24 protein-coding genes and 1 riboswitch are annotated in these 26483 nt (G+C 60.1%); of the genes, 10 read left to right on the top strand and 14 right to left on the bottom strand.

Going from position 1 to position 26483, the window contains the following annotated elements; translation table 11 throughout:
• The first annotated feature begins 77 nt into the window (after nt 1–77).
• Nucleotides 78–983 carry an acyltransferase gene (locus tag EC919_RS05395; RefSeq protein WP_133771959.1) on the top strand — a complete coding sequence of 302 codons (906 nt, stop codon included), beginning with the start codon at nt 78–80 and terminating at the stop codon, nt 981–983.
• A 184-nt stretch (nt 984–1167) separates the two neighbouring features.
• Here the strand turns inward: EC919_RS05395 and EC919_RS05390 are convergent, their stop codons facing one another.
• Entirely contained in the window at nt 1168–1869 is a 702-nt protein-coding gene (locus tag EC919_RS05390) for an OmpA family protein (RefSeq protein ID WP_074884061.1), read from the bottom strand.
• Between the two features lie 422 nt (nt 1870–2291).
• On the opposite strand from EC919_RS05390, the gene EC919_RS05385 reads away from it, so the two are divergent.
• On the top strand, nt 2292–3491 hold the full coding sequence (locus EC919_RS05385) for an HD-GYP domain-containing protein (RefSeq protein WP_133771957.1): 1200 nt from the start codon (nt 2292–2294) through the stop codon (nt 3489–3491).
• A gap of 33 nt (nt 3492–3524) precedes the next feature.
• Here the strand turns inward: EC919_RS05385 and EC919_RS05380 are convergent, their stop codons facing one another.
• From EC919_RS05380 to EC919_RS05360, 5 genes are all read right to left on the bottom strand, one after another.
• Complete coding sequence (locus tag EC919_RS05380; protein WP_133771955.1) at nt 3525–3815, bottom strand: helix-turn-helix domain-containing protein; 291 nt, start codon at nt 3813–3815, stop codon at nt 3525–3527.
• 173 nt (nt 3816–3988) lie between these two features.
• Entirely contained in the window at nt 3989–6751 is a 2763-nt protein-coding gene (locus EC919_RS05375; protein WP_133771952.1) for a LuxR C-terminal-related transcriptional regulator, read from the bottom strand.
• 364 nt (nt 6752–7115) lie between these two features.
• On the bottom strand, nt 7116–8480 hold the full coding sequence (locus EC919_RS05370; protein ID WP_166650492.1) for a DUF1329 domain-containing protein: 1365 nt from the start codon (nt 8478–8480) through the stop codon (nt 7116–7118).
• Between the two features lie 14 nt (nt 8481–8494).
• A complete protein-coding gene (locus tag EC919_RS05365; protein ID WP_133771948.1) occupies nt 8495–10417 on the bottom strand; it encodes a DUF1302 domain-containing protein in 1923 nt (640 codons plus the stop codon).
• Nucleotides 10418–10781: 364 nt separating this feature from the next.
• Entirely contained in the window at nt 10782–12458 is a 1677-nt protein-coding gene (locus tag EC919_RS05360; RefSeq protein WP_133771946.1) for a fatty acid--CoA ligase, read from the bottom strand.
• Nucleotides 12459–12776: 318 nt separating this feature from the next.
• On the opposite strand from EC919_RS05360, the gene EC919_RS05355 reads away from it, so the two are divergent.
• Complete coding sequence (locus tag EC919_RS05355) at nt 12777–13334, top strand: RNA 2'-phosphotransferase (protein ID WP_133771944.1); 558 nt, start codon at nt 12777–12779, stop codon at nt 13332–13334.
• Here the strand turns inward: EC919_RS05355 and EC919_RS05350 are convergent.
• The gene (locus EC919_RS05350) at nt 13324–13722 is read right to left on the bottom strand and encodes a hypothetical protein (RefSeq protein ID WP_133771942.1); all 399 of its coding nucleotides are present in this window, start codon (nt 13720–13722) and stop codon (nt 13324–13326) included. The genes EC919_RS05355 and EC919_RS05350 overlap by 11 nt on opposite strands.
• A gap of 119 nt (nt 13723–13841) precedes the next feature.
• Nucleotides 13842–14471 (bottom strand): LysE family translocator, encoded by a 630-nt coding sequence (locus tag EC919_RS05345; RefSeq protein ID WP_133771940.1) that lies wholly within the window; start codon nt 14469–14471, stop codon nt 13842–13844.
• Between the two features lie 88 nt (nt 14472–14559).
• Here EC919_RS05345 and EC919_RS05340 point away from each other — a divergent pair, with 88 nt between their 5' ends.
• The 3 genes from EC919_RS05340 (at nt 14560) to EC919_RS05330 (ending at nt 17455) form a co-directional block, all read left to right on the top strand.
• On the top strand, nt 14560–15525 hold the full coding sequence (locus EC919_RS05340; RefSeq protein ID WP_133771938.1) for a 2-hydroxyacid dehydrogenase: 966 nt from the start codon (nt 14560–14562) through the stop codon (nt 15523–15525).
• Nucleotides 15526–15621: 96 nt separating this feature from the next.
• Nucleotides 15622–16620: a class I SAM-dependent methyltransferase gene (locus tag EC919_RS05335; protein ID WP_133771936.1), complete on the top strand. Its 999-nt coding sequence runs from the start codon at nt 15622–15624 to the stop codon at nt 16618–16620.
• Between the two features lie 40 nt (nt 16621–16660).
• A riboswitch (yybP-ykoY riboswitch) is annotated at nt 16661–16781 on the top strand.
• An 89-nt stretch (nt 16782–16870) separates the two neighbouring features.
• On the top strand, nt 16871–17455 hold the full coding sequence (locus EC919_RS05330; RefSeq protein ID WP_074884042.1) for a TMEM165/GDT1 family protein: 585 nt from the start codon (nt 16871–16873) through the stop codon (nt 17453–17455).
• 57 nt (nt 17456–17512) lie between these two features.
• Here the strand turns inward: EC919_RS05330 and EC919_RS05325 are convergent, their stop codons facing one another.
• The 4 genes from EC919_RS05325 to EC919_RS05310 all read right to left on the bottom strand — a co-directional run bounded on the left by EC919_RS05325 (nt 17513) and on the right by EC919_RS05310 (nt 19624).
• Entirely contained in the window at nt 17513–18331 is an 819-nt protein-coding gene (locus tag EC919_RS05325) for a M48 family metallopeptidase (protein WP_133771934.1), read from the bottom strand.
• 154 nt (nt 18332–18485) lie between these two features.
• Nucleotides 18486–19130 carry an SOS response-associated peptidase gene (locus tag EC919_RS05320; protein ID WP_133771932.1) on the bottom strand — a complete coding sequence of 215 codons (645 nt, stop codon included), beginning with the start codon at nt 19128–19130 and terminating at the stop codon, nt 18486–18488.
• Between the two features lie 51 nt (nt 19131–19181).
• Nucleotides 19182–19442, bottom strand: coding sequence for a DUF2007 domain-containing protein (locus EC919_RS05315; RefSeq protein WP_133771930.1), 261 nt, complete (start codon nt 19440–19442; stop codon nt 19182–19184).
• Nucleotides 19442–19624 (bottom strand): CPXCG motif-containing cysteine-rich protein, encoded by a 183-nt coding sequence (locus tag EC919_RS05310; RefSeq protein ID WP_133771928.1) that lies wholly within the window; start codon nt 19622–19624, stop codon nt 19442–19444. The genes EC919_RS05315 and EC919_RS05310 overlap by 1 nt, the downstream gene beginning before the upstream one ends.
• A gap of 216 nt (nt 19625–19840) precedes the next feature.
• Between EC919_RS05310 and EC919_RS05305 the strand changes: the two genes are divergently transcribed.
• Together EC919_RS05305 and EC919_RS05300 are read left to right on the top strand one after the other, a co-directional pair.
• Complete coding sequence (locus tag EC919_RS05305; RefSeq protein WP_208294950.1) at nt 19841–21004, top strand: 1-acyl-sn-glycerol-3-phosphate acyltransferase; 1164 nt, start codon at nt 19841–19843, stop codon at nt 21002–21004.
• A 168-nt stretch (nt 21005–21172) separates the two neighbouring features.
• On the top strand, nt 21173–24271 hold the full coding sequence (locus tag EC919_RS05300) for an autotransporter domain-containing protein (RefSeq protein ID WP_133771924.1): 3099 nt from the start codon (nt 21173–21175) through the stop codon (nt 24269–24271).
• 4 nt (nt 24272–24275) lie between these two features.
• Here EC919_RS05300 and EC919_RS05295 read toward each other — a convergent pair whose 3' ends face one another.
• Nucleotides 24276–24545: a hypothetical protein gene (locus EC919_RS05295; RefSeq protein WP_133771921.1), complete on the bottom strand. Its 270-nt coding sequence runs from the start codon at nt 24543–24545 to the stop codon at nt 24276–24278.
• A 139-nt stretch (nt 24546–24684) separates the two neighbouring features.
• Between EC919_RS05295 and EC919_RS05290 the strand changes: the two genes are divergently transcribed.
• Entirely contained in the window at nt 24685–24888 is a 204-nt protein-coding gene (locus EC919_RS05290) for a hypothetical protein (protein ID WP_133771919.1), read from the top strand.
• 101 nt (nt 24889–24989) lie between these two features.
• On the opposite strand, the gene EC919_RS05285 is transcribed toward EC919_RS05290, so the two are convergent.
• Nucleotides 24990–25571 carry a YajG family lipoprotein gene (locus tag EC919_RS05285; protein WP_037018301.1) on the bottom strand — a complete coding sequence of 194 codons (582 nt, stop codon included), beginning with the start codon at nt 25569–25571 and terminating at the stop codon, nt 24990–24992.
• 220 nt (nt 25572–25791) lie between these two features.
• Here EC919_RS05285 and EC919_RS05280 point away from each other — a divergent pair, with 220 nt between their 5' ends.
• Complete coding sequence (locus EC919_RS05280) at nt 25792–26025, top strand: hypothetical protein (protein ID WP_133771917.1); 234 nt, start codon at nt 25792–25794, stop codon at nt 26023–26025.
• Nucleotides 26026–26483 lie beyond the last annotated feature (458 nt).

Raw genomic sequence — 26483 nt, 5'->3', positions numbered from 1 at the left:
CGCTGCACTATCGCTTGTCCACAATAACCCCGCCGGAACCCACCGGCGGCTGACTGCCCCCCCGGAGTTCGATTCACATGGATTTCCTGCCCGCCCCTTTGCGCGGCGTCATCGCCTCGTTGCTGTTGGCGCTCAACACGATTCTCTGCTGCACGCCGCTGTTCGTCGTCGCCATCTTCAAGCTGTGCCTGCCCTTCCCGGCCGCGCAAAAGGTGACCGACTGGCTGATGAGCCACATCCACGAAGCGTGGATCAGCAACAACAACGCGTGGATGGACTTACTCGGCCACACCCGCTGGCATTTGAGCGGGCTGGAAAGCCTGGACTATCAGCACTCTTATCTGGTGACGAGCAATCACCAGAGCTGGGTCGACATCATGGTGCTGCAGTACGTGCTGAACCGGCGCATCCGCCCCCTCAAGTTCTTCCTCAAGCAGGAGCTGATCTGGGTGCCGGTGATTGGCCTCGCCTGGTGGGCGCTGGGCTTTCCGTTCATGAAGCGCTACAGCAAGGCGTATCTGGCCAAGCACCCGGAAAAAAAGGGTAAGGACCTGGCTACTACCCGTCGCACCTGCGCGAAGTTTCGCAACAACCCGGTAGGCATCTTCAACTTCGTCGAAGGCACCCGCTTCACCGAAGCCAAGCACGCACAACAGAACTCCCCGTTCCGTTATCTGTTGAAACCGAAGGCAGGCGGCATCGCCTTTGTGCTGGACGCCATGGGCGAGCAGCTGGAGTCCATCGTCAACGTGACCATTCATTACCCGGCCGGTCGGCCAGGGTATTGGGACCTACTCTGCGGGAACGTTCGCGAAGTGGTCGCGCATTTCGAAGAAGTGCAGATTCCGCCGCAGTTCATTGGCAAAAGCTACGATCAGGACGATGCCTACCGCCTCGAGTTTCAGCAGTGGATCAACCGGCTGTGGGAGGACAAAGACGCGCTGCTCGCACAGATGCACGAGCGCTACCCCGCCAGATCCTGAAGGCTGCAGCGATACGCTGCTGTAGGAGTGAGCTTGCTCGCGATGGCACTCTGTCAGACGCTTATCAGTTGCCAGACACTCCGCTATCGCGAGCAAGCTCACTTCTACAAGGGATGGGAGAAATCTGCTCGGCAAATAAAAACCCCGGCACACTGGCCGGGGTTTTTGCTCTCACGTCACTTGGTTACTGCTGCTGTTGGTATTGCTGACCAGGAATCGGCTTGAGGTTGACCTCAACGCGGCGGTTCTGGGCGCGACCGTTGACGTCGGCGTTGCTGGCGATCGGCGAATCAGGACCGGCACCGCGCACCGACAGGTGAGACGCATCAACACCCTGAGAGGTCAGGTAGGTCGCAACGCTTTGGGCGCGCTGCTGCGACAGGTCCATGTTGTGCTGGCGGCTGCCAGTGCTGTCGGTGTAGCCGACGATTTCAATCATGTTCTGGTTGTACTGCTTCAGCGAGCCAGCCAGATTGTTCAGCGGCGAATAGAAGCTGCTGGCAATGGCCGAGGAGTCGGTGGCGAACGTGATGTTGCCCGGCATCACCAGCTTGATATTGTCGCCTTCGCGTTGAACCTGGACGCCGGTGTTGGCCATGCTGGCGCGCAGAGCGGCTTCCTGCTTGTCGGCGTAGTAACCGTAACCGGCCGATGCGGCACCCGCCACAGCAGCGCCAATCAGCGCACCTTTGCCGCGGTTGTTGTGATCGATGGCAGCACCGGCGACGGCACCGGCCAAAGCACCCAGGCCACCGTACTTGGCGGTCTTGCTCATGCCGCCGGAGTTCTGCGCCTGTCCCTGATTGTCGTATGGATTCTGCGTCGCGCAGCCGGAAAGCACAGTCAGTGCGGTGGCAGCGATGATCAAACGGCGAAAGGTCAACATCAAGGAGAGCTCCTGTTTTGCTTTTCTACGGCCACACATAAGGCCGACGATTTGGGCGATTAGAGCACGATCCCCGTCAAAAATTCCTTAACGCAGGCTGAACCGCTATACACGGCCGAAGGCAGCATTTCTTTAATAAAACACGCAAATATTTATGTGCGTTTTGAACATGCTGTTCATCGCATTTATTCACTGCAAGATGGGTCAAACAACGCAACTGATCTATGCAAGCTGCTGACTAGGTTAGAAATTTTCCTATCAGGAGGGAAATTCCCACAACATTCAAGGGAGTTTCATTTCCCCAGCGCTTTCCTATACTGGCCATGCGCAAGCACAGGAAAGCGCAGCGATGAAGCAAACAACAAAGATCGCTCTCACTTTCAGGCAAGGCAGCGCTGTATTTACGCGCAAGAGCTGACTCTATGCTAAGAAAAATCCCCGTTTCCGACCTCACGCTGGGCATGTACATCCATGAGTTCTGCCGCCCGCGGGTAAACGATCCTTTCTGGACTGCCCATGTCGAGCGCGAAATCAGCGACGACGCGGTGTTACGGCACATTCAGGCATCGACCCGCGAGGTGTGGATTGACACTCGTCTTGGCAAAAGCCCTGCCGATAGCTCGGCAACCGATCAGACCTCCCCCGAGTGTCCCGACCCTGCCGAGACTGCGCCGTGCAGCCTTGAGCTGGAACTGGCCCGCGCGCGCCTGATATGTGGCCGCGCGAAAGCGGCCGTGATGACCATGTTCAGCGATGCCCGGATGGGCCGGGCGATGAACACCGAAGACGTCGATCTGCTGGTTGAAGAAATTGCCACGTCCGTGATGCGCCATCCCCACGCGCTCATCAGCCTGTCGCGCCTGAAGACGACCGATGAATACACCTACATGCATTCGGTGGCGGTGTGCGCATTGATGGTTGCGCTCGCGCGGCAGATGGATCTGGATGAAGACCAGGTGCGTGAAGCCGGCGTCGCCGGACTCATGCATGACGTCGGCAAAATGATGATCGATTCGGCCATTCTCAATAAGCCCGATCGTCTCACCTACGAAGAATACGAGGTCATGAAGCATCATCCTCAGGCCGGTCTGGAGATCCTTCAGAGCTGCGAGCGGGTGACCCGACTGGTGATGGACGTGTGCCTGCATCATCACGAAAAGGTCGACGGAAGCGGTTACCCCCACGGACTGAAGGGCGACGAAATCAGCCTGCTGGCGAAAATGGGCGCGATCTGTGACGTGTATGACGCCGTGACTTCAGACAGGCCCTACAAGAAAGGTTGGGACGCTGCGCATTCAGTTCGCGAAATGGCGTCCTGGAAAGGCCACTTCGATGCGAAGGTGTTTCAGCACTTCGTCAAGACCGTCGGCATTTACCCCGTCGGCGCGTTGGTTCGCCTGAAAAGCGAGCGGCTGGGCGTGGTGGTCGAGCAGGATGAAAAATCCCTGCTGCACCCGAAGGTGAAGGTTTTCCTCTCCACTCGAACACGCATGCCCTTCGAGCCGCACATCATCGATCTCGCCTGCTCCTCGGTACGAGACGGCATCCTCAAGTTCGAACTGGCTGAAGACTGGGGCCTTCTGGATGTGGCGAGCATGTGGGCCGGTCAGCCCGCGGCTTGAGTCTGCCGTCAGACTGATCGGTGCGATTACGCCTTAGAGACTGGTTCCCGCCGGCCTGCGGCGCAAAGAAATAATGCCGACCTGCATGCCGAAAGGTCTGAACACGGCGTTGAGGGTCTGCACCGTCGGATTCCCCTCGTCCTGCTCGATCTGGCGCAATGTGCGCAGCGAGATTTTGCACATGCTCGCGAACTGCTCCTGGCGCAATCCTGTGATCTCGGTCCTCAGCCGTTTGACGGCAGCGCCCATCGAAACGGTCCCGTCCAACAACTGACTCCGAAGCTCGTCAAGGATGATGCCGCGCTGGCGTATTTCGTCGTTCATAGCAGACGCATCGCATCGTGCCATTGTCCCGACAGGTAAAGTCGGAGGGTCAGCTGCATGGAATGCTGCTCGGCAATTTAATGCCTAACCATTGGGGCTGAAGCGCTGAAAAGGCAATTAAATGCCTAAAATGAATATTTTTTGAAAGAAATCGGCATTAAATTACCGATCGGTCAGCCCAGTAATCCAAGCTCTTGCGCCCGAGCAACGGCTTGAGTCCGTCGCTCGACGCCCAGCTTGCCGTTGATGTGGCTGGCGTGGGTTTTGACGGTGTGCAGGGAAATGAACAAGCGCTCGCTGATCTCCTGATTGGAGCAACCTTGGGCGATCAGCTGCAGCACGCTGAGTTCGCGGGCGCTGAGGTGGTCGCCGCCGTTGCAGACGGGCGGCTCACTGGTGACGCGCAGGCAAGGCAGTCCCTGGTCGGGCGCCGCTTCAGGGAGTTGCTGAAGCAGGTAATCGACCAGCCGGCATGAGGGTCGTTTATGCAGTTGCTCACGCAGCCAGTCTGGATGACCACGGATCAGGCGCTGGAAGGGCAGAACCGCACCGCCCGTGGCGAGCTGAAGGCTTTGTAGAAAGAGCTCATCGGCTTCGGGCCCACGTGATGTGTCAAGCAACAACAGGATGTGCTGACTCAGCGCGTTGAGGCCCATCAGCCCTGCGCCGATCCGCTGGGCATACTCAACCAGGCTGTGCAGCCGCGCCATCGCCTCTTCGGTGCGGCCCTGAATGTGGTCAAGGACCGCCCGCAGGGTTTCGATCTGCTGAGGCAGTTGCGGCGAGCATTCGGGGGCGGCGGCGGGTTGGTTGCCGCCATAGGTCTGCCCCAGTCGCAGCAGCCAGGCGTCAGCCAGGTCGATGCGGCCCTGGGCCAGCCACAGCTCGCATTTGGCGAGGGTGATCATTGCCAGGTAATACACCGGCGGCACGTCCCAGATGTGCATCAGCCGCTCGGCCTCGGCCAGTTCGGCGAAGGCTTCGGCGTAGCGCCCTTCGCGTCCTTCCATTCCGGCAATCACGCAGTGGCCGATCAGTACGCTGATGTCACGGCAGGCGCGCGCCTCGGCCAGCCCGGCATTCAGGCGCTCACGCCCTGCCTCCGGTTGAAGAAACTGCACCAGCAAATACCCTTCGTACAACGTCAGCCGCGCACGCACCGCGTACAGCTTTTGGGAAGACAGACCCTTCAAACGCCGCAAGCCCTGACGCACTTCCTCCATCGAGCGAAGGGTCTCGCCACGGGCCTGCAACGTGCGGGCGCGGTCGTAGTGCGCCAGCGCTTCGAACAATGGATTGGCCACCCGCTGCGCCAACTCCAGGGCGTCACGGTTCAGCGCCCGGGCGCGCCATAAGTCTCCATCGGCGATGGCCAGATTCGCCAGGGTCGACAGGCACAGCAAACGCTGGCCATAACGCTTGAGGGGCAGACTGACCAACGCTTCGCTGCAATAGCGCCGGGCCGTTTCACTGTCGCCGCGGCCTCGGGCGATGATCCCGCTCAGCGCCAGCCACTGCGCCAGCATCGAATTTTGCGCGGTCGCGGAAGGCGCCGGCAGAAATCGACTGAGGTGATTGCCCAATTCCTCGGCCGCGTCCAGCTGACACGCCAGGCCCAGCGCCCAGGCGTACAGCACGATCAAACGCGGGGTGCTGACCAGCAGGCTGTCGGGCAAGTCCATTTTCCAGCGCAACAGCATGCCGACGTTTTGCTCGGCGAGCAGCTGTTCTTCGGACAGGTTCTGCACCAGATTGGCCGCCACATCCAGGTGCCCCGCACGCAACGCCTGCTCAATGGCTTCGTCGAGCAGGCCCTGGTCGCTAAACCAGCGGCAGGCATTCAGATGCACACGCCGTTGTTGCGGCGTGACACCGGGCCCGGCCCGTGCGCGCAGCAGATCAGAGAACAAATGGTGATAGCGAAACCAGCGACCATGCTCATCCAGCGGGACCAGAAACACCTGATGCGCCTGCAGGTACCCGAGCATTTCGTCGCTGTCGTGGCTGTCGCGCGCGGCGTTACACAGGGCACCGCTGAAACGCTCCAGACAGGCGGTTTCATAAAGAAAGGCCTGAACGTCGGCCGGCAGGCAGTCGATGACCTCTTCAAGAAGGTAATCACGGATCAGCCCTTCCCCGCCGTTGACCCCCTGGGTCAGCGCATTACTGCCCGCCTCGCTGGCCGCCAGCAGCCAGAATCGCAGGCCGGCCACCCAACCCTCACTGCGTTGCAGCAAGGCGTGCAGTGCTTCATCGCTCAAGCCATTGCGCTGCGTGTCCAGCACCGCCAGCGACTCGTCGTCGGTCAGGCGCAGATCCTGCTCGGACAATTCCAGCAATTGATGGGACAACCGCAGCCGCGCGAGGTGCCAGTTCGGCCTCTGGCGGCTGGTGACCATGATGTTCATGCCCGCGGGCAGATGATTGAGGAGAAATTGCAGGCAGCGATCCAGCACCGGCCCCTGCACCAGGTGATAGTCGTCGAGCACCAGCAACAGCGGCTTGCTCAACATCAGGTGCATCGCTAGTTCGTCCAGCAGACTGTCCAGCCACTCTTCGAAGGCAAAGGGCTGGTGACGCTGACGCATCTTCAGAAGGCCGAGCGCCTGGCCGCCGAGCTGAGGAAAGAATTGCTGGAGACCGCAGAGAAGACGTTCGAGAAACCGGCCCGGGTCGCTGTCCCGGTGGCTCAGCCCCAGCCAGAGGTTCTGCCACTGATCGGGCAGGCTTTCGCAGAACTCCACCGCCAGTGAGCTTTTGCCGAAACCGGCCGGCGCGCTGATCAACAAGAGACGCCCGGAAAGACCCGCACTCAGCCGCTCGCACAATCGAGGTCTCGATACATAACCTTCAGGCAGGGGCGGACGGAAGAAACGGCCTTCCAACGCAGTTACGGCGTGATTTGCGAATCCTTGCAAACGCGACAGATCAGTCATGGCCGGCTCTTGTTGGAGTGCTTGTTGTTCGGCGTTCAGATGTCGGGAGACTAGCGGCTATGTGTAGCCTTTTGGACATTGTTAGACGAAAGACTGTAAGAAAACATATCCAATCAACAGGGCGAATGTTGGTTTATATGTCTGGGGAGGTACATGTTTGCTCGTCCGCCGACGTTTAATCGGCGGTGCGGATGAGCCGGAAGCGTGGGAGAGGCGTTGAATCCAGACGAAAAAAAACACCCCGACCACTCGGGTTGTTTCCTTTCTGCGCCATGGGGTTCAGCCATAGGGTGCAACAGCGGAGGACTTCAGTGCGCTGTAGCTGTGATCAACGTTGCACGCTCTCCGCTTATCCGGTCAGCCGTTAGCGCACACCATCCTGGCGCAGCGCATTGGGCGAGAAGTCACTGGCAGTGGCGGTGAAGCCGAAGTCGTAAGCCCTCTTCTCTTCGTTCTTCATGCCCAGCGCCAGGTAGCGGCCTGATTGCAGGTCGTACAGGGCTTCGAGGGCGTACCACGGCACTTGTTTGTCGTAGTAGTTTTCGGCGTGGGCTTCGGCCACGCGCCACAGCTGGCCACGACCGTCGTAGTGATCGATGACCGCAGCCTGCCAGGTGTCTTCGTCGATGAAGAAGTCACGTTTGGCGTAGATATGACGCTGGCCTTCTTTCAGCGTGGCGGTCACGTGCCAGACGCGACGCAGTTCATAACGCGCCAGGTCCTGATTGATGTGGCCGGCCTTGATGATGTCGGCGTATTTCAACTTCGGATCGTCAAGCTTGTAACTGTCAGACGCGATGTACATTTCCTGTTTGCCAATCAGCTTCCAGTCGTAGCGGTCTGGCGCGCCGTTGAACATGTCGAGGTTGTCGGAGGTGCGCAGGCCGTCGGCGGCGGTGCCCGGCCCGTCATAAGACACTTGCGGCGCACGGCGTACGCGACGCTGTCCAGCGTTGTAGACCCACGCCGCACGCGGCTCTTTGACCTGATCGAGGGTTTCGTGCACCAGCAGCACCGAGCCTGCCAGACGCGCCGGCGCCGTCACTTCCTGCTTGAAGTAGAACAGGATGTTCCCTGGATTCTTCGGATCGAAATCCTTCATCTTGTCGCGGAAGACGAACTCGTCGTGGAAATACACCGGGTTGAACGAGCCGTTGGTTTGTGGCGTGGCCTGAGTGACCAGGCGCGAGACGCTTCCGCCGCGATAACGGGTGATGTGGTTCCAGATCACCTCAAGCCCGTCCTTCGGAATCGGGAACGGCACCGCAGTTTCGAAATTCTCCAGGCCGTTGCCGCCGCCCACCAGCTTGGTGTTGGTGGCGTTCTTCTTGATGGCGGCGAACACGTCAGCGGGCACGGTCGCGCCACGGTGGGACGGGTAAACCGGCATTTTGTAAGTGTCCGGGTACCGCTTGAACATCGCGTACTGCCCCGGGGCAAGCTTGTCCTTGTACTGATCCACGTTCTGCGCAGTGATGGTGAACTGCGGTTTTTCGTTGGCGTACGGGTTGGCCAGGAAACCTTTGTCGTCCACAGCGCCGGCATTGGTCGGCATCGGGCTCCAGGCCGGAATGGTATTGGCAGCGTTGCCGGCTTTTTCTGCGCCCATCGGCGTCAGCGTGGTGCCCAGCTTGGCGGCCTCGGCGTCGGACACCGCAGCCATCACGCTGGTCGCCAGCAACGACAGCCCCAACACGCCCACCTGCAACAGACCCTTCGTGATTTTCATTTTCATTATTGTCCTTAGAAGTTCATGCCGAAGCTGAGCGCTACGAAGTCGCGGTCGTCCACGGTGGTGTACTTGCCGTCGAAGAAGTTGGTGTAGGAAAGGTTGGCGGTGTAGGTGTTCTGGTACTCGGCGTCGAGGCCCAGACTCACGGCCTTGCGACCCTCCTCGAAGTTGCCGCCAGGGCCCGGCGAGTAGCCGTCGACGTCGTGGGACCAGGCCACGCTCGGACGCAGGTTCACACCGGCGAACACGTTGTTGTAATCCCAGATGGCGCGCGCACGGTAACCCCAGGAATCGGCGGTGGTGAAGCCATCGTTTTCGCAGTAACGGCTGAGGTTATTCTGCGCCGCAGTGCCCAGGGTGCTGGCGTTGAGGGTCTGGCATTGACCATTCGGGAGCGGGCCAGGGCCGTAGCTCGGGTCGCGGCCATAACGCAGTTTCGATGTGCTTTCCAGACCGCCAACGTGGGTCCAGCCCACCTCACCCACCACGGTCAGACGCTCGGCGCCCATGACCTGATCGAAGAAGTGCGTGAAGGTCGTTTGCGCCTGGCTGATTTCCTTGCGGCGATAGCCTTTCTGGTCCTGGCCGGGCGCGCCCTGCAGCAGCGACACGTTCGAATTCAGCGGCGACAGGCCGGAATACAGAATGTCGGTGGTGTTCAACTGCACCGGTGCGTTCGGGCGATAGCTGACTTCGCCGCTCCACGCCGTGCCGGTGGGCAAGGTGGTAGAGAAGCTCAGGCCGAACAGGTGAATGTCTTCCGGGTATTCGACGTAGTAGCTGGAGTTGCCGGCGACCACGACGGGCAACAGTGTCGGCGCGAGAGCTGCCGCAACGCCCCGGGGAACGCCATTGGCCGCCAGACCGCCCACCAGACCCGCTGCGCTGTAGGCGCTGGCCGGCCCGCCCTTGCCGCTGAAGATCGGCAGACGGCTGTGGTAGTTCATGTAATAGGCGCCGAACTCGGTGTCCAGCGGCTCGAAGTTGTAGTGCATCGCCAGGCCATACTGGCCACTGTCCCGGGCATCGCGATCAGGGCCGCGAGCAACCACCGCGCCCTCGTCCGGGTTGCCGAAGCTCACACCGCGCGCAGCGAGCGTGTTCTGGACGGGGCCGCGTAATGCGGCAGGCAGAGCCGCATTGAGGCTGTTGCGGGTACGCAGTACGGCGAGATTGCTGTTGCAGCCGTCGGCGATGACGTCCGGTTGCGAGAAGAAGGTGCCGCAGTTGTCGACGACGGTCTGGTCCCATTCCAGCTGGTAAAAGCCTTCTGCCGACAGGTTTTCGGTCAGGCTTTGCGACAGGTAGAACATGTTGACCGGAATCAGGCCTTCCTTGATTTCCGAGCCAGGGCGACGGAATGCGGACACGTCGACCGGGTTGATGCTGTTGATGCCGCCCTGTATGAAGGTGCTTTCACCCCAACTGACGACTTGTTTGCCCAGACGCACCGAACCCGGCTCATCGGCAATGGAATAGTTGTGATAGACGAATGCGTCGAGCAGCTCGAAACCTGAGGATTTGGCGCCTTCCTTGCGGCCCGAATCGCTGATGTCCTTGAAGTCGCGGCTTTCGTCCTTGAGCTCGAAGTCGTACCAGTATTTGCCCCGCAGGAACACACCGGTGTCGCCGTACTTCAGTTCAAGATCGTGGATGCCCTTGAAGATCTTCGAAAACGTTTCACCGCTTTTGAAGTTCAAGTGACCGTCGTCAGAGGTTTGCGAAAGACCGTGACCGCCGTTGTTGGAGCCGATCAGGTTCTTGTTGGCATTCTGTGTGGACCAGCTTGCACCCACAGAGAGCGACGAGTCGAAGTTGCCTTCGATTTCTCCGATATTGAAACTGACGCCGAATGCAGGGCCGGCGAGCGTGGAAGCGAGGCTGACGGCCAGGGGCAATTTAGCCCGGCGCCAGAACTGGTTAGCTGATGTCATCGACGCTACTCCATGTGCTTTTATTTTTATGGCAGTGGGTGCTTCCGGAAACGACTCAGGCGGCCGGGCCGCAGTGCCTGGGTGTCAACGCCGATCGGGCAGCCAAACAACTGCCAAACGATCAGTGCGCCTTTACTCCGGTACCTACCTACTGCCGACTATAGCCAGCAGGTGCTGCTGCCTGATCCCTCTAAAGTGTGATTTACAGCGCCAACGCCTCTGGCACGCCGACTCCAGAGTGGCAAATCACAACGCAGGGGAGCATGGCTGAAAAAAGAGAGTTGGCAAGGAAGACGCCGGAGTAGAGCCTTCGCGGCACATTCTCAGGGTAATTAACCGATGAAAGCGGCCGCGAAGAAAAGCGTCAGAGCGTGGAGAGAAAAGCGCTGTTACTGCCCTGCCATTCGAGGATGTTCTGGCGGATCTGCTTCTTGTCGAGCTTGCCGACACTGGTCTTGGGAATTTCGGTAACAAGGGCGATCTGGCTGGGGATAGCCCATTTGTTAATGTGCCCCTGCTCCACAAACGGCTTGAGATGATCCTTCAAAGTCTTTGCATCAAGAACGTGACCTTCGCGTGCGACCAGCAGCGCAAACGGGCGCTCGCCCCACTGCGGATCAGCGATGCCGACGACAGCCGCTTCACGGACACCGGGATGACGACTGCAGAGATCCTCCAGTTGCAGCGAAGACACCCATTCGCCGCCGGTCTTGATGACGTCCTTGATGCGGTCGCGAATGTCGATCCCGCCCATGCTGTCCAGCGTCGCCACGTCGCCGGTGTGCAGCCAGCCGCCGGCCCACAGTTCGGCGCCCTTTTCCGGCTCGCGGTAATAACCCTCACTTAGCCACGGTGCCCGCAGGACTAGTTCACCCTGGGTCTCGCCGTCGGAAGGCAGGAAATTGCCCTCGCCATCGACAATCGCCGCCTCAACCAGCACGCCGGGCGCGCCGGCCTTGATTCGGTACGTGGTGCGTTCGTCTTCACTGGCCGCCATCAGGTCGTCGTTCAAGTGCGCAACCGACACCAGCGGCCCGGTCTCGGACATGCCGTAGGCCGCAGACAGCTGAATGCCCTTGGCTTTGGCCGCCTCGTACAGCGAACGATTGAGCGAACTGCCGCCGATGATGATGTGCCAGCCGGTAAAATCCATGTTCTGGGCGGCTTTGGCGTTGAGGACCATTTGCATGATGGTGGGCACACAGTGGGAAAACGTGACCTTCTCCTTCTGCCAGAGCGCCACCAGCAATTCAGGGTCGTAGCGGCCGGGATACACCTGTTTCGCGCCGAGCATGGTCGCGGCATAGGGCACGCCCCACGCATGCACGTGGAACATAGGCGTGATCGGCATGTAAACCTTGTCGCCACCGAGAATGCCTTCGACGCTGCCCATGATCGTCGCGACGGCCAGGGTGTGCAGCACCAGCTGGCGATGGGTGAAATACACACCCTTGGGGTTGCCCGTCGTGCCGGTGGTGTAGAAGGTGGTCGCCACCGAGTTTTCGTCGAAATCCTCGAACTGATAGTGCGGACTCGCCGCAGCCAACAGCGCTTCGTACTCGCCGACGAGGTTGGGCAGGTCGGCGGTAGCGCCATCGGTGTCGGTCAGTAACAGTGTTTTTTCGACCGTCGTCAGTTGCCCGGCGATGGCGTTATAGAGGGGCACGAACTCACTGTTGACCAGCACGACCTTGTCTTCGGCGTGGTTCATGGTGAACAGAATCTGCTCGGGCGAAAGCCGGACGTTGATGGTGTGGATTACCGCGCCAATCATCGGGATCGCGAACATGCACTCCAGGTAACGATGGCTGTCCCAGTCCATCACCGCGACGGAGTCACCCGCCTTGACCCCCGCCGCCGTCAACGCACCGGCCAGCCTGCAGATGCGCTCGTTGAGCATCTGATACGAATAGCGCGAATGGTCCCGGTAAACGATCTCACGGTTTTTTTCGTAGCGCACGCCTGACAGCAGCAGTCGCTTGATCAACAGAGGGTACTGGTACGCCCCTTCGGCGGGCGGAATCACACGGGTGTGCAGCATAGGACTCCCTTTTCACGGTGCAGGTGCGGGCTTGTAAATATGCACTGTAGGGGCTTGGTGCGTCGATCGGATCAGCCGAAGGGATGAATTGTTGGTCTGAGGTGCCTAAAAATCCCGACGTGGCCTAAGAAACCCTAGACCTATATAAAGAATTTTTTCGGTGCAGCCGAGATCAGTAAGTAAGGTCTCATTGGGATGCTTAACAGCTCAAGAGTGTTCCAACGTCGCTAAATGACGATGCGACATAGGTCAGGATTGATTTTCTTCAGGTGAAGCTTTAGCTTTCACGTTCAGTGCTGACCACTATGAGAGATAGGTGTGGACAAAAAGATACTTGACGAAACCAGCAAATTTTTAAGCTATGTTCTAAGGCATGAGCCGGAGGCCATCGGCTTGGAGCTGGATTCAGATGGATGGGCCGATATTGATCTGCTCATCCTGTGCGCCGCAAGAAATGAGCGCGTTCTTGATCGGGATCTGTTGGAAAAGGTGGTCAATGAAAGCGAGAAAAAAAGATTCATTATTTCCGAAAACAAACAGCATATTCGGGCAGCGCAAGGTCATTCAACTCGCACAGTAAATCTTCAACACGCGCAAATGATACCGCCCAAATTTCTCTACCATGGGACAGCCACCCGATTTCTGGAATCAATCTATGAGAAAGGGCTAAGTCCGGGAGCGCGTCATCATGTGCACTTGTCGGAAAGCCCGGAGACTGCCCATTCCGTAGGACTTCGCTATGGCAAAGCAGTTGTTCTGAAAATTGAAGCCCTTCGAATGCATGAAATGGGCTTCACGTTTTATAAAGCCGAAAACGAAGTATGGCTAATCGATAAAGTCCCTGCGGAATGGCTTCCTTTAAAAACTAGTCAATAACTTCATATGACTGTGCAACGATGTGAAGCGCTGCCCCTACAGAGTGTAGGTATACCCGAAAATGCCGGTATCTAGGCAAGCCGGGGGGCTTATTCGCGATATCCAGCATTTCTGAGCTTTTGTACTCCACCAAACAGCTCAGCAACGATAAATCCCGGTCGTCAGGGCAACTAAAAAAGCTATGCCCAGGGAACGGTGTCTTTACGAAATAGCTAGGCGACAAAAAGACAAAGGCTTTTTTTGCCCGCACGATACCGGGAAGCTCCGGATCGTAATAGATGTTAAGTGTGAGCGAGTTATCGACCCAAGACATCTCAACATCATCTTCACCATCTGAAGGCAAAAAGGTATCGAGATCCAAAAGCTTTTGAGGATGAGAAAGTCTCACTAGCCATTATCTCCTGCGTTAAGTACGGAGCCGTTGAATTTCTCAAGTTGCTCTTCGACAAGCCCCTCAACAGCAATCATGTGCTTTCACGCACCAACTTGAAAAAAGCAAACCAAACATCAATGCATCTCCGTCAACGCCAGCTTCAAACCAAGCGCAACAAGCACGCCACCCATCGCCCGATCAAACCAATGCCCCATCCGCGCAAAGCCCGCGCGAATCCGAGGCTGGCTGAACAGGCGTGCCACCAGGCAAAACCATGCGCCGGTCGCGAATGCCAGGTAAACCCCGTAGCCGGCCTGAACCAGCATCGGCGTGTGCGGGTTGATCACGACGGTGAACAGCGACAGGAAAAATAGCGTCGCCTTGGGGTTCAGCCCGTTGGTGACGAACCCGGCCGTGAAGGCGCCGCGCGCGGTGCGCTCGCCTTTGGCGATGTCCACGGGCGCATCCGATGCGCTTGCAGGTTTGGCGCGCAGTGCTTTGATGCCGATGTAAATCAGGTAAGCCGCTGCCGCCCATTTCAAGGCATTGAACAGGACGATGGACTGCGAAACGATCAAGCCAATCCCCAGCAGCGAATAGCCGACGTGCAGGAAGATCGCGGTGCCTACGCCCATCGCTGTGTAAGTCCCGGCCTTACGACCGTGGGTCACGCTTTCGCGCACGACGACGGCGAAGTCCGGACCGGGGCTGGCGACGGCCAGCAGGTGAATCAGCGCAACGGTTAAGAATTCGGGCCAGTACATTGAAGTTCTCCAGGCGTTATGGCGAGCGGCAGGCTCTGGTAGGCTCGTCACATTACCCCTCCTACCCATCGAGCAAAAGGTACAGCTGATGCCCAGTCAACGCCGAGCAGTTTTCCTGGATCACACCTCTCTGGATCTGGGGGATCTCGACCTCGCGCCGTGGCGTGAAACCTTCAGCGAACTGGTGCTGCATGGCAGTACCACAACCGATCAGGTAGCCGAGCGTTTGAAGGACGCGGATGTGGCGATTTCCAACAAGATCATGATCGATGCCGCCACGTTCGCCGCCTGTCCTAACCTGAAACTGGTACTGGTGACGGCCACCGGCGTCAACAACGTCGACCTCGACGCCGCGCGCAAACACGGCGTGGTGGTCAGCAATTGCCAGGGCTATGGCACGCCTTCCGTGGCCCAGCACACGCTGATGCTGCTGCTGGCGATGGCCACCCGCCTGCCTGACTATCAACAAGCAATCCAGCACGGCCAGTGGCAAAAATCGAAGCAGTTTTGCTTGCTGGACTTCCCCATCGTCGAGCTGGAAGGCAAGACGCTGGGGTTGTTGGGTCATGGCGAGTTGGGCGGCGCGGTCGCGAAGCTGGCCGAAGCTTTCGGCATGCGCGTGCTGTCGGGTCAGATTCCCGGTCGTCCTGCCCGCCCTGATCGCGTGCCACTGCATGAGCTGCTGCCCCAGGTCGATGCCCTCACCCTGCACTGCCCGCTCAACGACCATACCCGGGACATGATCGGCGCCCACGAGCTGAGCTTGCTCAAGCCCAAAGCCTTCATCGTCAACACGGCGCGCGGCGGCTTGATCAACGAGCAGGCACTGGCCGATGCCCTGCGCAATGGCCATCTTGGCGGCGCGGCCACCGACGTGCTGACGGTAGAGCCCCCGGTGAATGGCAACCCGCTGCTGTCGGGCGATATTCCGCGATTGATCATCACGCCCCATAGCGCATGGGGCAGCCAGGAAGCGCGGCAGCGCATCGTCGGCCAGATCAACGAAAACGCTTTGGCATTTTATGCAGGCGCACCGGTCCGGGTTGTGAGCTGACACCTGGCGCTTCGCAGGCCCGCCGATCCGCTGCACAGGGCACGTGCGCGGCGTGGCAGGCCTGTTAAACTTCGCCCTTTTTTCGAGGAGCCGATGATGGACCCGCGCAGTGAAGTGTTACTCCGGCAGGCCGATTTGTTTCAGGGCTCCTTGCTGCTGACCGGCCTCCCCGCCGACGACCTGCTGAACACGCTGCCCAACGCACGCGGCTGGAGCTGGCACGCTGGCGACTTCGACACGCTCGGTACGCGGTTTCCCGAGCGTGTGCACTTCGGCACCGAAGCGCCGGCTCAACCCTTTGAAGCCGCCGTCCTGTTTTTGCCCAAGGCCCGCGACCTCGCCGATTACCTCATCAACGCGCTCGCTTCGCGTCTGGCCGGACGTGAGCTGTTTCTGGTGGGCGAAAAACGCGGTGGCATCGAAGCCGCCGCCCGCCAGCTGAGCCCTTTCGGGCGAACCCGCAAGCTGGACAGCGCCCGGCATTGCCAGCTCTGGCAAGTCACGGTGCAAACGCCTCCGCAAGCCGTTGAGCTCGAAAGCCTGGCCAAACGTTTCGACATTGAAATCGAAGGCGGCGCGTTGAAAGTGGTGAGTTTGCCGGGCGTGTTCAGCCACGGTCGTCTGGACCGGGGTTCGGCCCTGTTGCTGGAAAACATTGACCGGCTTCCCGCCGGCCATTTGCTCGACTTCGGCTGTGGCGCGGGCGTTCTCGGTGCAGCAGTGAAACGCCGTTACCCCGAAACGAGTGTGACGATGCTGGATGTCGATGCGTTCGCCACCGCCAGCAGCCGCATGACCCTGGCTGCCAATGGCCTCGAGGCCGACGTGCTGACGGGCAATGGAATCGACGCCGCGCCGAACGACCTGGACGTGATCCTGACCAATCCGCCGTTCCATACAGGCGTCCATACCGATTACGCCGCGACCGAGAACCTGCTGAAAAAAGCACGAGAACATCTGAGAAAAGGCGGCGAACTGCGCTTGGTTGCCAATAGCTTCCTGCGCTATCAGCCGATCATCGAGGCGCATCTGGGGCCGTGCGCGATCATGGCCGAGGGTCAGGGTTTCCGGATTTACCGTGCGAAACGTGCGTGATAATTAGCGCTTGCCGAACACGAGACGTGTAGGCAGAATCCGCACCGTCCTAGGGGAGTAGTCTCCCACGAGCGCCATGCTCGTCCGGCACGCATCAACATACTTGGTCCTCAGACCATGGTGCGTGCGACCCCAGATCCGCTCAGACGGATCGGTGGTTTGACAAGACCTATGACACGAACATCCTGACCCGGGGCGGGGAGGTTGTACGTGTCATAGCCGTGTTGACCCGCCCCTTAGGAAAACCCTGATGCTGGAATCCCTGTTGGTCCCCACCGCTGTCGTCGCACTGGCTGAAATCGGTGACAAGACCCAACTCCTCGCACTCGTTCTCGCCGCTCGCTTCCGCAAGCCCTGGCCTATCATTGCCGGGATTGTCGCCGCCACGCTGGCCAACCACGCCGCAGCCGGTGCCGTTGGCGCATGGTTCAGCAGCTACCTGTCGGACGCCGTCCTGCACTGGATCCTTGCCGCCAGCTTTACCGCCACGGCGCTGTGGACGCTGGTTCCGGACAAGCTCGACGACGACGAAGCCAGTACCAGTCGCAAGTTCGGCCCCTTCCTGACCACGCTGATTGCGTTCTTCATCGCAGAAATCGGCGACAAGACGCAGATCGCGACCGTCATGCTGGCGGCTCAATACCCAAGCCTGTGGCTGGTGATCCTGGGCACAACGCTGGGCATGCTGCTGGCCAATGTGCCGGTGGTGCTGGCGGGGAATTTCGCTGCGGAAAAACTGCCACTGACGCTGATTCGTCGTCTGGCAGCGGGGGCGTTCTTCATTCTGGCGATCGTTGCGGTGTACAAGGCCATGCAGATCAGCGGCTGGGTGTAGGCCGCCAGAAACCTTGTAGGCGCGAGCAAGCTCACGCCTACAAGGTCAATGCGATGATCAGCCCTTCGGCGCCTGCTGATACAACGGCATCACCTTCGGAATCGCCGCCTGCAACGAGGCGATCCGGTTGGACGAGGCCGGGTGGGTGCTCATGAATTCCGGCTGCGACGCGCCGCCTTGGGCTTCCATCTTCTGCCACAGCGTGATCGCGGCGTTCGGGTTGTAACCGGCACGAGCCGCGAGTTCGAGGCCCAGTAAATCTGCTTCGTTTTCATTGGCCCGGCTGTTCGGCAGCGTCAGGCTGTAATCGACGACGGTGTCGGCCAACGCCAGACTGTCCTGCCCCAGCCCCAACAATGCACCGGCGCCCTGCTTCGCCATCTGCACGCCATAGGCCTTGGACATGGCTTCACGGCCGTGTTCGCGCAAGGCATGGGCGATTTCGTGGCCCATGACCGCCGCCAGTTCGTCATCGCTGAGCTTCAGCGTATCGATCAGGCCGCTGTACACGATGATCTTGCCGCCAGGACCGCAGTTGGCATTCAGTTCGTCGCTCTTGATCAGGTTCACGTCCCACTGCCACTGCGCCGCATCGGGCCGCAATTTCGGCGCCTGTGCGATCAGACGCTTGGCGATGGCCTGGACGCGCTTGCCCTCGGCGCTGCCGTTATCGAGCACGCCTTTGGATGTGGCTTCGCTGACCGTCTGCTGATAGGACTGGGCGTACATCTTGTTGACTTCGTCCGTCGACAGCATGCTGAACATGTATTGCTTGCGTTCGACACCCACCGAATCGCCGGTGGTGGTATTGACCGCCTGACACCCAGCAACCAGCAAAGCTGCCGTCACGCCACAAAGAGCAAAAATCCTGCGCATTTCGTATCTCCATTGAAACAATCGCGCCATCCTAGGCAATACGCAGGCCGAGCACCAGATGCCAGCCGTCTGCCTTGTGAAATGGCTCAGGAAAACGAGCCTGTGTAACAGGAAAGAAATAACGGGATCGCGGTTCATACCGCAAGAGACAGTGCTACAACGGCGTCAGGCATTCCGGCGCGTTGAGCTTCGGATCATTCACCAGATTGGCCAGCGGCCGTTCGCGCAGCTGCGTCTGCGGGGCGGCGAGCAGCGCTTGCAAGGTGATCAGCGGGCAATCCGGATCAAGCCAGGCGCGCTGCCCTTCTTCGTCGAGAATCAACGGTCGACGCTGGTTCATGGCGGACTGCGTGACCACGGCAACGCTCAAATAGGTGTGGCCTTCAACGGGATAGGCTTCCCAGATCGCCGCAAAGTACAGCGTCGATCCTTCGGCCGGCGTCAGCCAGAATGGCCGCTTGCGCACGCTGCCACGCCATTCATAAAAACCGTTGGCCGGCAGCAGGCAGCGTCGCTCACGAAAGGCCTGCTTGAACATCGGCTGCTCGGCCACGGTTTCAGCGCGGGCATGGGCCGGTGTGCGCGACATGTCGGTCAGCCAGGGTGGCGTCAGCCCCCAGCGCGCCCTCGCCACCTCGCGCCCAGGCTCTGCGCCCTCCTCTACCTCGGCCGGCGCCGCCCGGACCATCAAGACAGAGGCCGCAGGAGAAATATTCCACTGCGCTTGCTGGTCGCTCGGAAATCCGGGCAGGGCCGCAAAGGCAGGCGACCAGCGAAACAGCGCATAACGTCCACACATGGGTTCAGCACAACTCTTTATGAAAGCGAATGAGGCGCGCGCGACCGGGATTCAGCACAGCAACACATCGGGGTAGCTGTCCGGCTCGTCACCGGGCAGCGGAAAGGCGGCATTGTACTCGGTGATCAACTGACGCGCCTGCTCGGCCTGGTCGTCACCGACCGTCAGGCCCAGCAACCCGAACGCTGGCAAATCCCCAACGGCGCCCAGCAGATGACGCCCGGTGATGTGGGACTCGATGCCTTCACTGGCAAGCATGGCCTGCAACAGCTCGCCTTCCATCAGGTGTTCAGGCTCGTAAATCTTGCGCATCACTCGTTCTCGCTGCGGACGTCCAGCGTCCACTCTTCCCCATCAGTCTGCAGACTGAAGACGATCGGCCGGCAGCAGACGGGGCAATCTTCAATGTAGGTCTGATCGCCGCCGGACAGATCCAGCACCGCCTCCACCGGTTCGCCGCAATAAGGGCAGTCGTAATCCTGTATTTCCTGCATCGCAGTCTCCGGGCCCAGTTTTGCGTATAATCGCCGACTTGTTTGCGGGTCGAGCTTTATTTCTCAGCATCCGGGCATCAGCCTGAGTCGACATCTTCAGCGAAGCCGCCTTGTTGCGCGGTCGCCGCCCAGGCATTACGCCTGTGGTGTCGTGACTCGCTGCTGCATCCGGACTTGACCTCCTTTTACCTTAGCCGTTTCCGACAAGAGAGCATGATGGGCGAATTCGATGCCATCCGACCGTACGACGACACCGAAGTAAAAGCCGTACTTGATCGGCTGCTGGGTGACAAGGCGTTCCTCGCGATCCTCACGCATTTCCGATTTCCGCGCCTGGCCGGCTCCCTCGGCTGGATCCTGCAACCGGCCATCGCGCGCAAGCTGCGTCGCCAGTTCGCCGGCATCGACACCGTCGCGGCCCTGCAGGACAAGGTCGAGCATTACGTCGATCACACCATCGAACGCGCCACTGACGGTGTGACCTACACCGGCGTCGAGCAGTTCAAGTCAGGGACTGCGTACCTGTTTCTGGCCAACCACCGCGACATCGTGATGGACCCGGCATTCGTCAATTACGCCGTCTATCACGCAGGCTTGCCAACACCGCGCATCGCCATTGGCGACAACCTGCTGCAAAAGCCCTTCGTCAGCGATCTGATGCGCCTGAACAAGAGCTTCATCGTGCATCGCTCGATCACCGGGCGGCGCGAGAAGATGGCGGCGTACCAGTTGCTGTCGGCGTACATCAATCACTCCATTCGCAATGACTGCCAGTCGATCTGGATCGCTCAGGCTGAAGGCCGCGCCAAAGACGGCGACGACCGCACCGAATCGGCCATCCTCAAGATGTTCCACATGAGCCGCAAGGACGAGCCGTTCGGCGAAGTCATCCAGTCGTTGAACCTGACCCCGGTGTCGATCAGCTACGAGTACGACCCGTGCGATCACGCCAAGGCGCGGGAGCTGTACATCCGCGCCACCACTGGCAGTTACACCAAAGTGCCGGGCGAGGACGATGTCAGCATTGCGCTGGGGATCACCGGTTATAAAGGCCGCGTCCACGTCAACTTCGCCCCGCCGATCACCGAGCTGTTTGAGGACACCAAACTGCTGGCCATTGAAATGGACCGGCAGATCCTCGGCGGCTATCGTCTGTTTCCGGTGCACTACCTGGCGTACGCGCAGTGGGCCGACGCCGAGCCGGCGCTCCAGGTGCCGAACGCGGCTCAAGTGTTCCCGGCAGACGAACTGGAACGCGCTCAAGAGGAATGGCAGCGCCGACTCAATGGCTGCCCTGCCGAGCACCGTCCGTTTCTGATTCAGCAATACGCCATGCCGGTGCGCAATCAGTACCGCGTAAAGGCGGGCTTGCCGCTTTAAAGCCCCCTTCCCTTTCACGAATAACGGTGCCCTCAAGGCGCCGTTTTTCGTTGAGCGCCTCCGCCGGGGCCGATACGGGCCTTCACAAATGTGTCACCGCCGACACACTCAAGCGTAAGACTTGCTCGCTAAGGTCGTCGCCTATCCAAACGAGTGAAGGCGTACGCTATGCGATCCAGCAAACCGGTTGCCCATGTCATGGTGTCTTCCCTGGTACTTTCATTGCTCGCCGTGTCGGTTCAGGCCGCGAGCCGTGCGGGAGACGACACCATCAATGGCGTCGACCTGCTTTCCGGATTCGACACCCTATGGACGACCGGCGCGACCTGGGACACGGGTACACCGACCGCCCTGGGTCAGAGTCTGCTACGGCGCAACCTGCAAATCGTGGTCGACCGCGCCAACACTCGCACCCTCGCCCAGGAAACAGCCGCCTACTTCGACGATCGACGTGACCAGAGCTACAGCGCCATCAGCGGCCTCGGCTCGTTGAGCGCTGCCTACAAGACAGGTGCTGGCGCCTTCACGACCATCACGCAATTCGACGACAGCAACAAAACCGTCAAGTACGACGACAAAGGCAATGGCGCGGGTAACTCGTCTTCGGCGCTGGGCAAAGTCGTCGATCTGGTCGGCGCGGTACGCAACGATGCCTCGACCACGCCCGCCAAATCCCACTATTTGTATCCGCGACCCTGGCGGCAAAGTCTGGACGGCCAGAGCCTTGCCTTCGTAGTTGCGCCCTCCCTGCGCCCGGCAGAAAGCACAACGCCGGCCAGCGACTCGGGTTTCCCCAGCGGCCATACCAACGCCGCGTACCTGTCTTCATACGCACTGGCCTATGCCATTCCCGAGCGTTTCAGCGAGTTGATGCTGCGCGCCTCGGAAATCGGCGACAATCGCATTGAAGCCGGCATGCATTCGCCGTTCGACGTGATGGGCGGGCGCATCACCGCGACCTATTTCGCCATCGACAACCTCTCCAACCCGGCCAACGTCCAACTGCGTGCCGATGCTCGCGCACAGGCACTGACCTATTTCACGGCGCAGTGCGGCGGTGACGTCAACAACTGCATGGCGAGCATCGACCCGGCGACCGATCGCACGTCTCAACACGCTCAGGACAAGGCGCTTTTCACCTCGCGCATGACCTACGGCTTCGATCCGGTCGGGCCGACCAACCTGGCCGCCGTAGTACCGACCAACGCCGAAGTGTTGCTGGAAACCCGCTTCCCGTACCTGGACGCCAGTCAGCGCCGCGAAATTCTGGCGACCACCGAGATTTCGTCCGGCTACGCGGTGATCGATCAGTCGGGGGGCTATGGCCGCTTGAATCTGTACGCAGCAGGCGATGGATATGCGGCGTTCAATTCCAACGTGACAGTCAACATGGACGCCAGCCTCGGCGGCTATAACGCCATCGACGCCTGGCGCAACGACATCAGCGGCAGCGGCGCGCTGATCAAGAACGGCAGCGGCAATCTGATGCTGACCGGCAACAACAGTTACTCGGGCGGCACCGTGATCAACGGTGGCGTGCTGACGGGCCATGCCCAAGCCTTCGGCAGCGGGACGATCACCGACAACGCGACGCTGGTCGTCGATCAGTCGACCAACGACAGCCTCGCCAACACCCTCACGGGCAACGGTGCGTTGATCAAACGTGGGGTCGGCTCGCTGAACCTGACCGGCAACAACAGCCTGTCCGGCGCAACGACGGTGCAAGCGGGCCGGCTGGCGGTCAATGGCAACCTGGGCAACTCCATTGTCAGCGTCCAGCAAGGCGCAACGCTGGGGGGCAATGGCACCGTCGGCGGCATCAATGTCGCCCAGGGCGGCGTGGTGGCCCCGGGTAATTCGGTCGGGCAACTGAACGTCAACGGCGATGTAAACCTTGCTCAGGGCTCGGTCTACCAGGTCGAATCCGACGCCAACGGCAATGCCGACCGTATCGTCGCCAGCGGCCGTGCAACCCTCAACAACAGCACGCTTTCGCTGGTTGAAGGCGGTAACTGGCTGGCCGCGAGTCGTTATCCGATTCTGTCGGCAGCCGGGGGCGTCAGCGGTGCGTTTGCCAACGTACAAACCAACTTCGTCTTCCTCACCCCGACGCTGAATTACACGGCGACCGATGTGGGGCTGACACTGGATCGTAACGCGCAAACCTTCGCCAGCCTGGCAACGACTCGCAACGCCAGAGCCGTCGCTCAAGGGCTAGACAGCGCCGGGGCCGGCAACGCGCTCTGGCGTCAGGTCGTGCAAGACGACGCCTCGACCGCACAAGCCACGTTCAAGGCGCTGTCCAACGAGCTGCATGCGTCGACCCAGTCGGCGCTGATCGAAGACAGCCGCCTGGTGCGCAACGCCGTCAATGACCGCTTGCAGCAAGCGCAGTCGGCACCGGCACTTGGCAGCACGACGCAAACCCTCGCCGGTGACGATTCCCGTGGCGTGGTATGGACTCAAGCCATCGGTGCGACCGGCAAAACCGACAGCACCGATGATGTGTCGGGCCTCGACACGCACACCAGCGGCGTGCTGTTTGGCGCTGACGTGCCGCTCGACGATACCTGGCGCGTGGGTGCGCTGGCCGGTTTCAGCAACAGCAGTTTCGATCTGCGCCATGCGTCCGGCTCCACTGACAGCGACAACTACCATCTGGGCGTCTATGCCGGTGCCAAGTGGGGGCCACTGGGTCTGCGTCTTGGCGCGGTACGCACCTGGCACGAACTGACGGCCAAGCGCACGCTGGAGGTGCCAGGTGCCTCCGAGCGCTTCAAGGAAGATTACAACGCAGCGACCAATCAGGTGTTTGGCGAACTGGGTTACGCCATCGAGCTGGGCAATGCGCAGCTGGAACCCTTCGCCAACCTCGCCCATGTGCGACTGGACACCGATGCCTTCGATGAGAACAGCAACGCGATCAGGCTGGATAACAAGTCTCAGGACAACCACATCACCTTCAGCACCCTCGGCCTGCGTGCCGCCACTCGCCTGAATGCGGGTAGCATCGCGATCAAACCCAACGCGACACTGGGCTGGCGTCGGGCCTACGGCGACGTTACACCAGAGAGCCGCGCGGCCTTCAGCAGCGGCGACACCTTCGAACTCTCCGGCGCACCGATTGCCCGCAACGCAGCAGTGCTCGGCGCGGGTGTCGATCTGGGCTTGAGCGACACGCTGAGCGTCGGGCTTAGCTACAACGGGCAGGTGAGCAGCGATGCGTCGGATCAGACGTTGAATGCGCGGGTAACACTGGCTTTTTAAGCCATCAAAGCTTCGTGCTTACCCACGACAACAGCAGCGCGAACGCCAGGCACGCGGTGCCGAACCGGTAGCTAAGACGGATCATGCGAATGGTGGGCACGTCCATCAGGTGCATGGGTTCGTCGATCGGGGCTTGTTCGGTGAGGTGGTGCAAGTGGGCCATCTCCCGCTGCTCGCGGGTGCGGGTGGTCTGCAGCAGCCAGATGCCGGGGCCGGCCGCAAGCAAGGCGCAGAGGTTGATGGCGAGACCGGGGGCGTGATGGATGAGCGACATGGTGCCTCGATGGCGCCGCATTGAAGGCGCCGCAGACTCGGTTTGGACCTGCCGCTCACACTAGTCGCTGTCACCTTAACGTCACCTGAACCGGGCACTGTGTGGGACCTCAAACCGACCCACCGCCACGGAGAGCGTCATGCTGCACGCCCACAACCAGGACCGCCTTTACCTCATCGCCCCCAGCGACGAACAGGAAGCATTGATCGACGCACTGGCGTTCAACGTCCAGGACAGGCATTGGCTGGTGTACTGCGCGCTCGGCGGCCATGCGCACAACGATCTGCCGGAAGTGGATCTACAGACCGGGTTCAGTTTTCTGAACTTCTATCAGGCCGCTTGAGCCTCCTGAGCCTGAAATACCGAACGACCCCACTGAATACACAAAAGCCCCGGCTTCTCGCGAAACCGGGGCTTTTTGCACATCAGGGTCAGGCGTTGAGTTTACTGCCCGAGGGTGCGGCCAATGGTCTGATCCTGGAACAGGCGGGTCAGGGCGTCACTGAGTACGTCGCTGATCAGCTTGGTGTTGGTCTCCTCGTTTGGCGCCATGCCAAAACGTTGGTCCAGCGAGGCCGCGTAACGACCGCTGTAGTTACGGCCGGCGTTCTGAACGTCAGCGCGGAATGTCGAGCTGATGTTGGCTTCGGTGACGTACAGGCCTTCTTTTGGCGATTGATACTTCAGGTCGGCCAGGGTGACGGTCAGTTGCGGACCGCTACCATTCTGCACAGGCGTGAAGCCCAGCAACCGCACGCCCGCTTCAGCCTGAGCCTGCAACTGCGGCAGCAACTGCTGGCCGTTGACGGTGATCGAACTGGTTTCCGGGTACAGACCACCGCGCGTGCCCAGCGTCTGCGACTGACGGCCGTCAACCACGCGCACGACCACTTGCTGACCGTGACCGACCGGGGCCAGTTGAGCGTTCAGCTTGGGTTCCGGGGTGAGGGATTGCGGGCTGTGGGCACAGCCCGCCAGGGTCAGACTGCCAGCGGCAAGCAAACCGAACAGAACGCGACGCAACATGCTCATTTCTCCATGGGCCAAGGCACAAAATGTGCCGCAGTATAGCGACCTCCCAAGGCCGCTCACTAGGGTAAACATACGACAAAGTGCCATCGCGGCGGTTCCAGCCAGCAGGAACGCTCCCGCGGTCGAAACGAACACAATTGCGCAATCGCAACGTCACAGCGGTGTCATGCCTGGCGACCATACTTTTTTCAACTCTCCAGCAAGGAGTCCTGCCATGGACTTTCTTTGGTCGTTGTTCTCGCTGCGCCGCCGTCATCGCCACTATGCCCGTCTGGACACCCACGGCATCTGCCTGGCGTTCAAGCACTGCGCTGAAGCGCCTTGCGGTCAGGGCTGGGTCGAAGTCCACGAGGCAAACCTGTGCTGGCTGCAGCGCCCACTCCCTGCCAGTGCGCGTGTGACTTCCCGGTCACGTGCGATTACCGCCCGGCATATGCTCAGCATCTGACCGAAAGGCGAATAAAAGTCATTTTTTCTGGATCATTTCTGCCCGTTTCATCGCTATAATCTCCCCCCGATTATAAGGACGTCTCCTGATCGGGCCTCGCAGCATCGTCGATAACCACTATCGACTCCTCCGTACCGCCCACAGAGAGCCTTCCACACAGACATGTGCAGCCCGATGTGGCCGCGACGCAGACGCCGGATCGTCAATCAGTCCGAACGTCCTGCGCCAGTTCTTGCCTCACATCGCGTATGAACCTGATCTGCAGAGCTGCCACCGCGCAGCCCTTTTTGAGGTTCGCGTCTCCAAAAGAGCGTGAAAAAAACGGGTTTTCACAACTTCACAAGAGTGTGGCAAGCAAATGAATAGTTTCGCGTTTGTAAATGCACCGTTAGCGTCTGACCCAGCCCCCTTGCAAAGGACCGACCGCAACGCAGTCTCCGTCAAAAGAGCCTGAAGCC

This window comes from Pseudomonas graminis (assembly GCF_004364335.1).
Lineage (GTDB): Bacteria > Pseudomonadota > Gammaproteobacteria > Pseudomonadales > Pseudomonadaceae > Aquipseudomonas > Aquipseudomonas graminis_D.
This window is presented reverse-complemented; position numbering and strand designations above follow the sequence as displayed.

Excerpts from the sequence above, each read along its gene's own strand:
- EC919_RS05395 (WP_133771959.1), top strand. The coding sequence starts at position 78 with ATGGATTTCCTGCCCGCCCCTTTGCGCGGCGTCATCGCCTCGTTGCTG.
- EC919_RS05390 (WP_074884061.1), bottom strand. The coding sequence starts at position 1,869 with ATGTTGACCTTTCGCCGTTTGATCATCGCTGCCACCGCACTGACTGTG.
- EC919_RS05385 (WP_133771957.1), top strand. The coding sequence starts at position 2,292 with ATGCTAAGAAAAATCCCCGTTTCCGACCTCACGCTGGGCATGTACATC.
- EC919_RS05380 (WP_133771955.1), bottom strand. The coding sequence starts at position 3,815 with ATGAACGACGAAATACGCCAGCGCGGCATCATCCTTGACGAGCTTCGG.
- EC919_RS05375 (WP_133771952.1), bottom strand. The coding sequence starts at position 6,751 with ATGACTGATCTGTCGCGTTTGCAAGGATTCGCAAATCACGCCGTAACT.
- EC919_RS05370 (WP_166650492.1), bottom strand. The coding sequence starts at position 8,480 with ATGAAAATCACGAAGGGTCTGTTGCAGGTGGGCGTGTTGGGGCTGTCG.
- EC919_RS05365 (WP_133771948.1), bottom strand. The coding sequence starts at position 10,417 with ATGACATCAGCTAACCAGTTCTGGCGCCGGGCTAAATTGCCCCTGGCC.
- EC919_RS05360 (WP_133771946.1), bottom strand. The coding sequence starts at position 12,458 with ATGCTGCACACCCGTGTGATTCCGCCCGCCGAAGGGGCGTACCAGTAC.
- EC919_RS05345 (WP_133771940.1), bottom strand. The coding sequence starts at position 14,471 with ATGTACTGGCCCGAATTCTTAACCGTTGCGCTGATTCACCTGCTGGCC.
- EC919_RS05340 (WP_133771938.1), top strand. The coding sequence starts at position 14,560 with ATGCCCAGTCAACGCCGAGCAGTTTTCCTGGATCACACCTCTCTGGAT.
- EC919_RS05335 (WP_133771936.1), top strand. The coding sequence starts at position 15,622 with ATGGACCCGCGCAGTGAAGTGTTACTCCGGCAGGCCGATTTGTTTCAG.
- EC919_RS05330 (WP_074884042.1), top strand. The coding sequence starts at position 16,871 with ATGCTGGAATCCCTGTTGGTCCCCACCGCTGTCGTCGCACTGGCTGAA.
- EC919_RS05325 (WP_133771934.1), bottom strand. The coding sequence starts at position 18,331 with ATGCGCAGGATTTTTGCTCTTTGTGGCGTGACGGCAGCTTTGCTGGTT.
- EC919_RS05320 (WP_133771932.1), bottom strand. The coding sequence starts at position 19,130 with ATGTGTGGACGTTATGCGCTGTTTCGCTGGTCGCCTGCCTTTGCGGCC.
- EC919_RS05315 (WP_133771930.1), bottom strand. The coding sequence starts at position 19,442 with ATGCGCAAGATTTACGAGCCTGAACACCTGATGGAAGGCGAGCTGTTG.
- EC919_RS05310 (WP_133771928.1), bottom strand. The coding sequence starts at position 19,624 with ATGCAGGAAATACAGGATTACGACTGCCCTTATTGCGGCGAACCGGTG.
- EC919_RS05305 (WP_208294950.1), top strand. The coding sequence starts at position 19,841 with ATGGGCGAATTCGATGCCATCCGACCGTACGACGACACCGAAGTAAAA.
- EC919_RS05300 (WP_133771924.1), top strand. The coding sequence starts at position 21,173 with ATGCGATCCAGCAAACCGGTTGCCCATGTCATGGTGTCTTCCCTGGTA.
- EC919_RS05295 (WP_133771921.1), bottom strand. The coding sequence starts at position 24,545 with ATGTCGCTCATCCATCACGCCCCCGGTCTCGCCATCAACCTCTGCGCC.
- EC919_RS05290 (WP_133771919.1), top strand. The coding sequence starts at position 24,685 with ATGCTGCACGCCCACAACCAGGACCGCCTTTACCTCATCGCCCCCAGC.
- EC919_RS05285 (WP_037018301.1), bottom strand. The coding sequence starts at position 25,571 with ATGTTGCGTCGCGTTCTGTTCGGTTTGCTTGCCGCTGGCAGTCTGACC.
- EC919_RS05280 (WP_133771917.1), top strand. The coding sequence starts at position 25,792 with ATGGACTTTCTTTGGTCGTTGTTCTCGCTGCGCCGCCGTCATCGCCAC.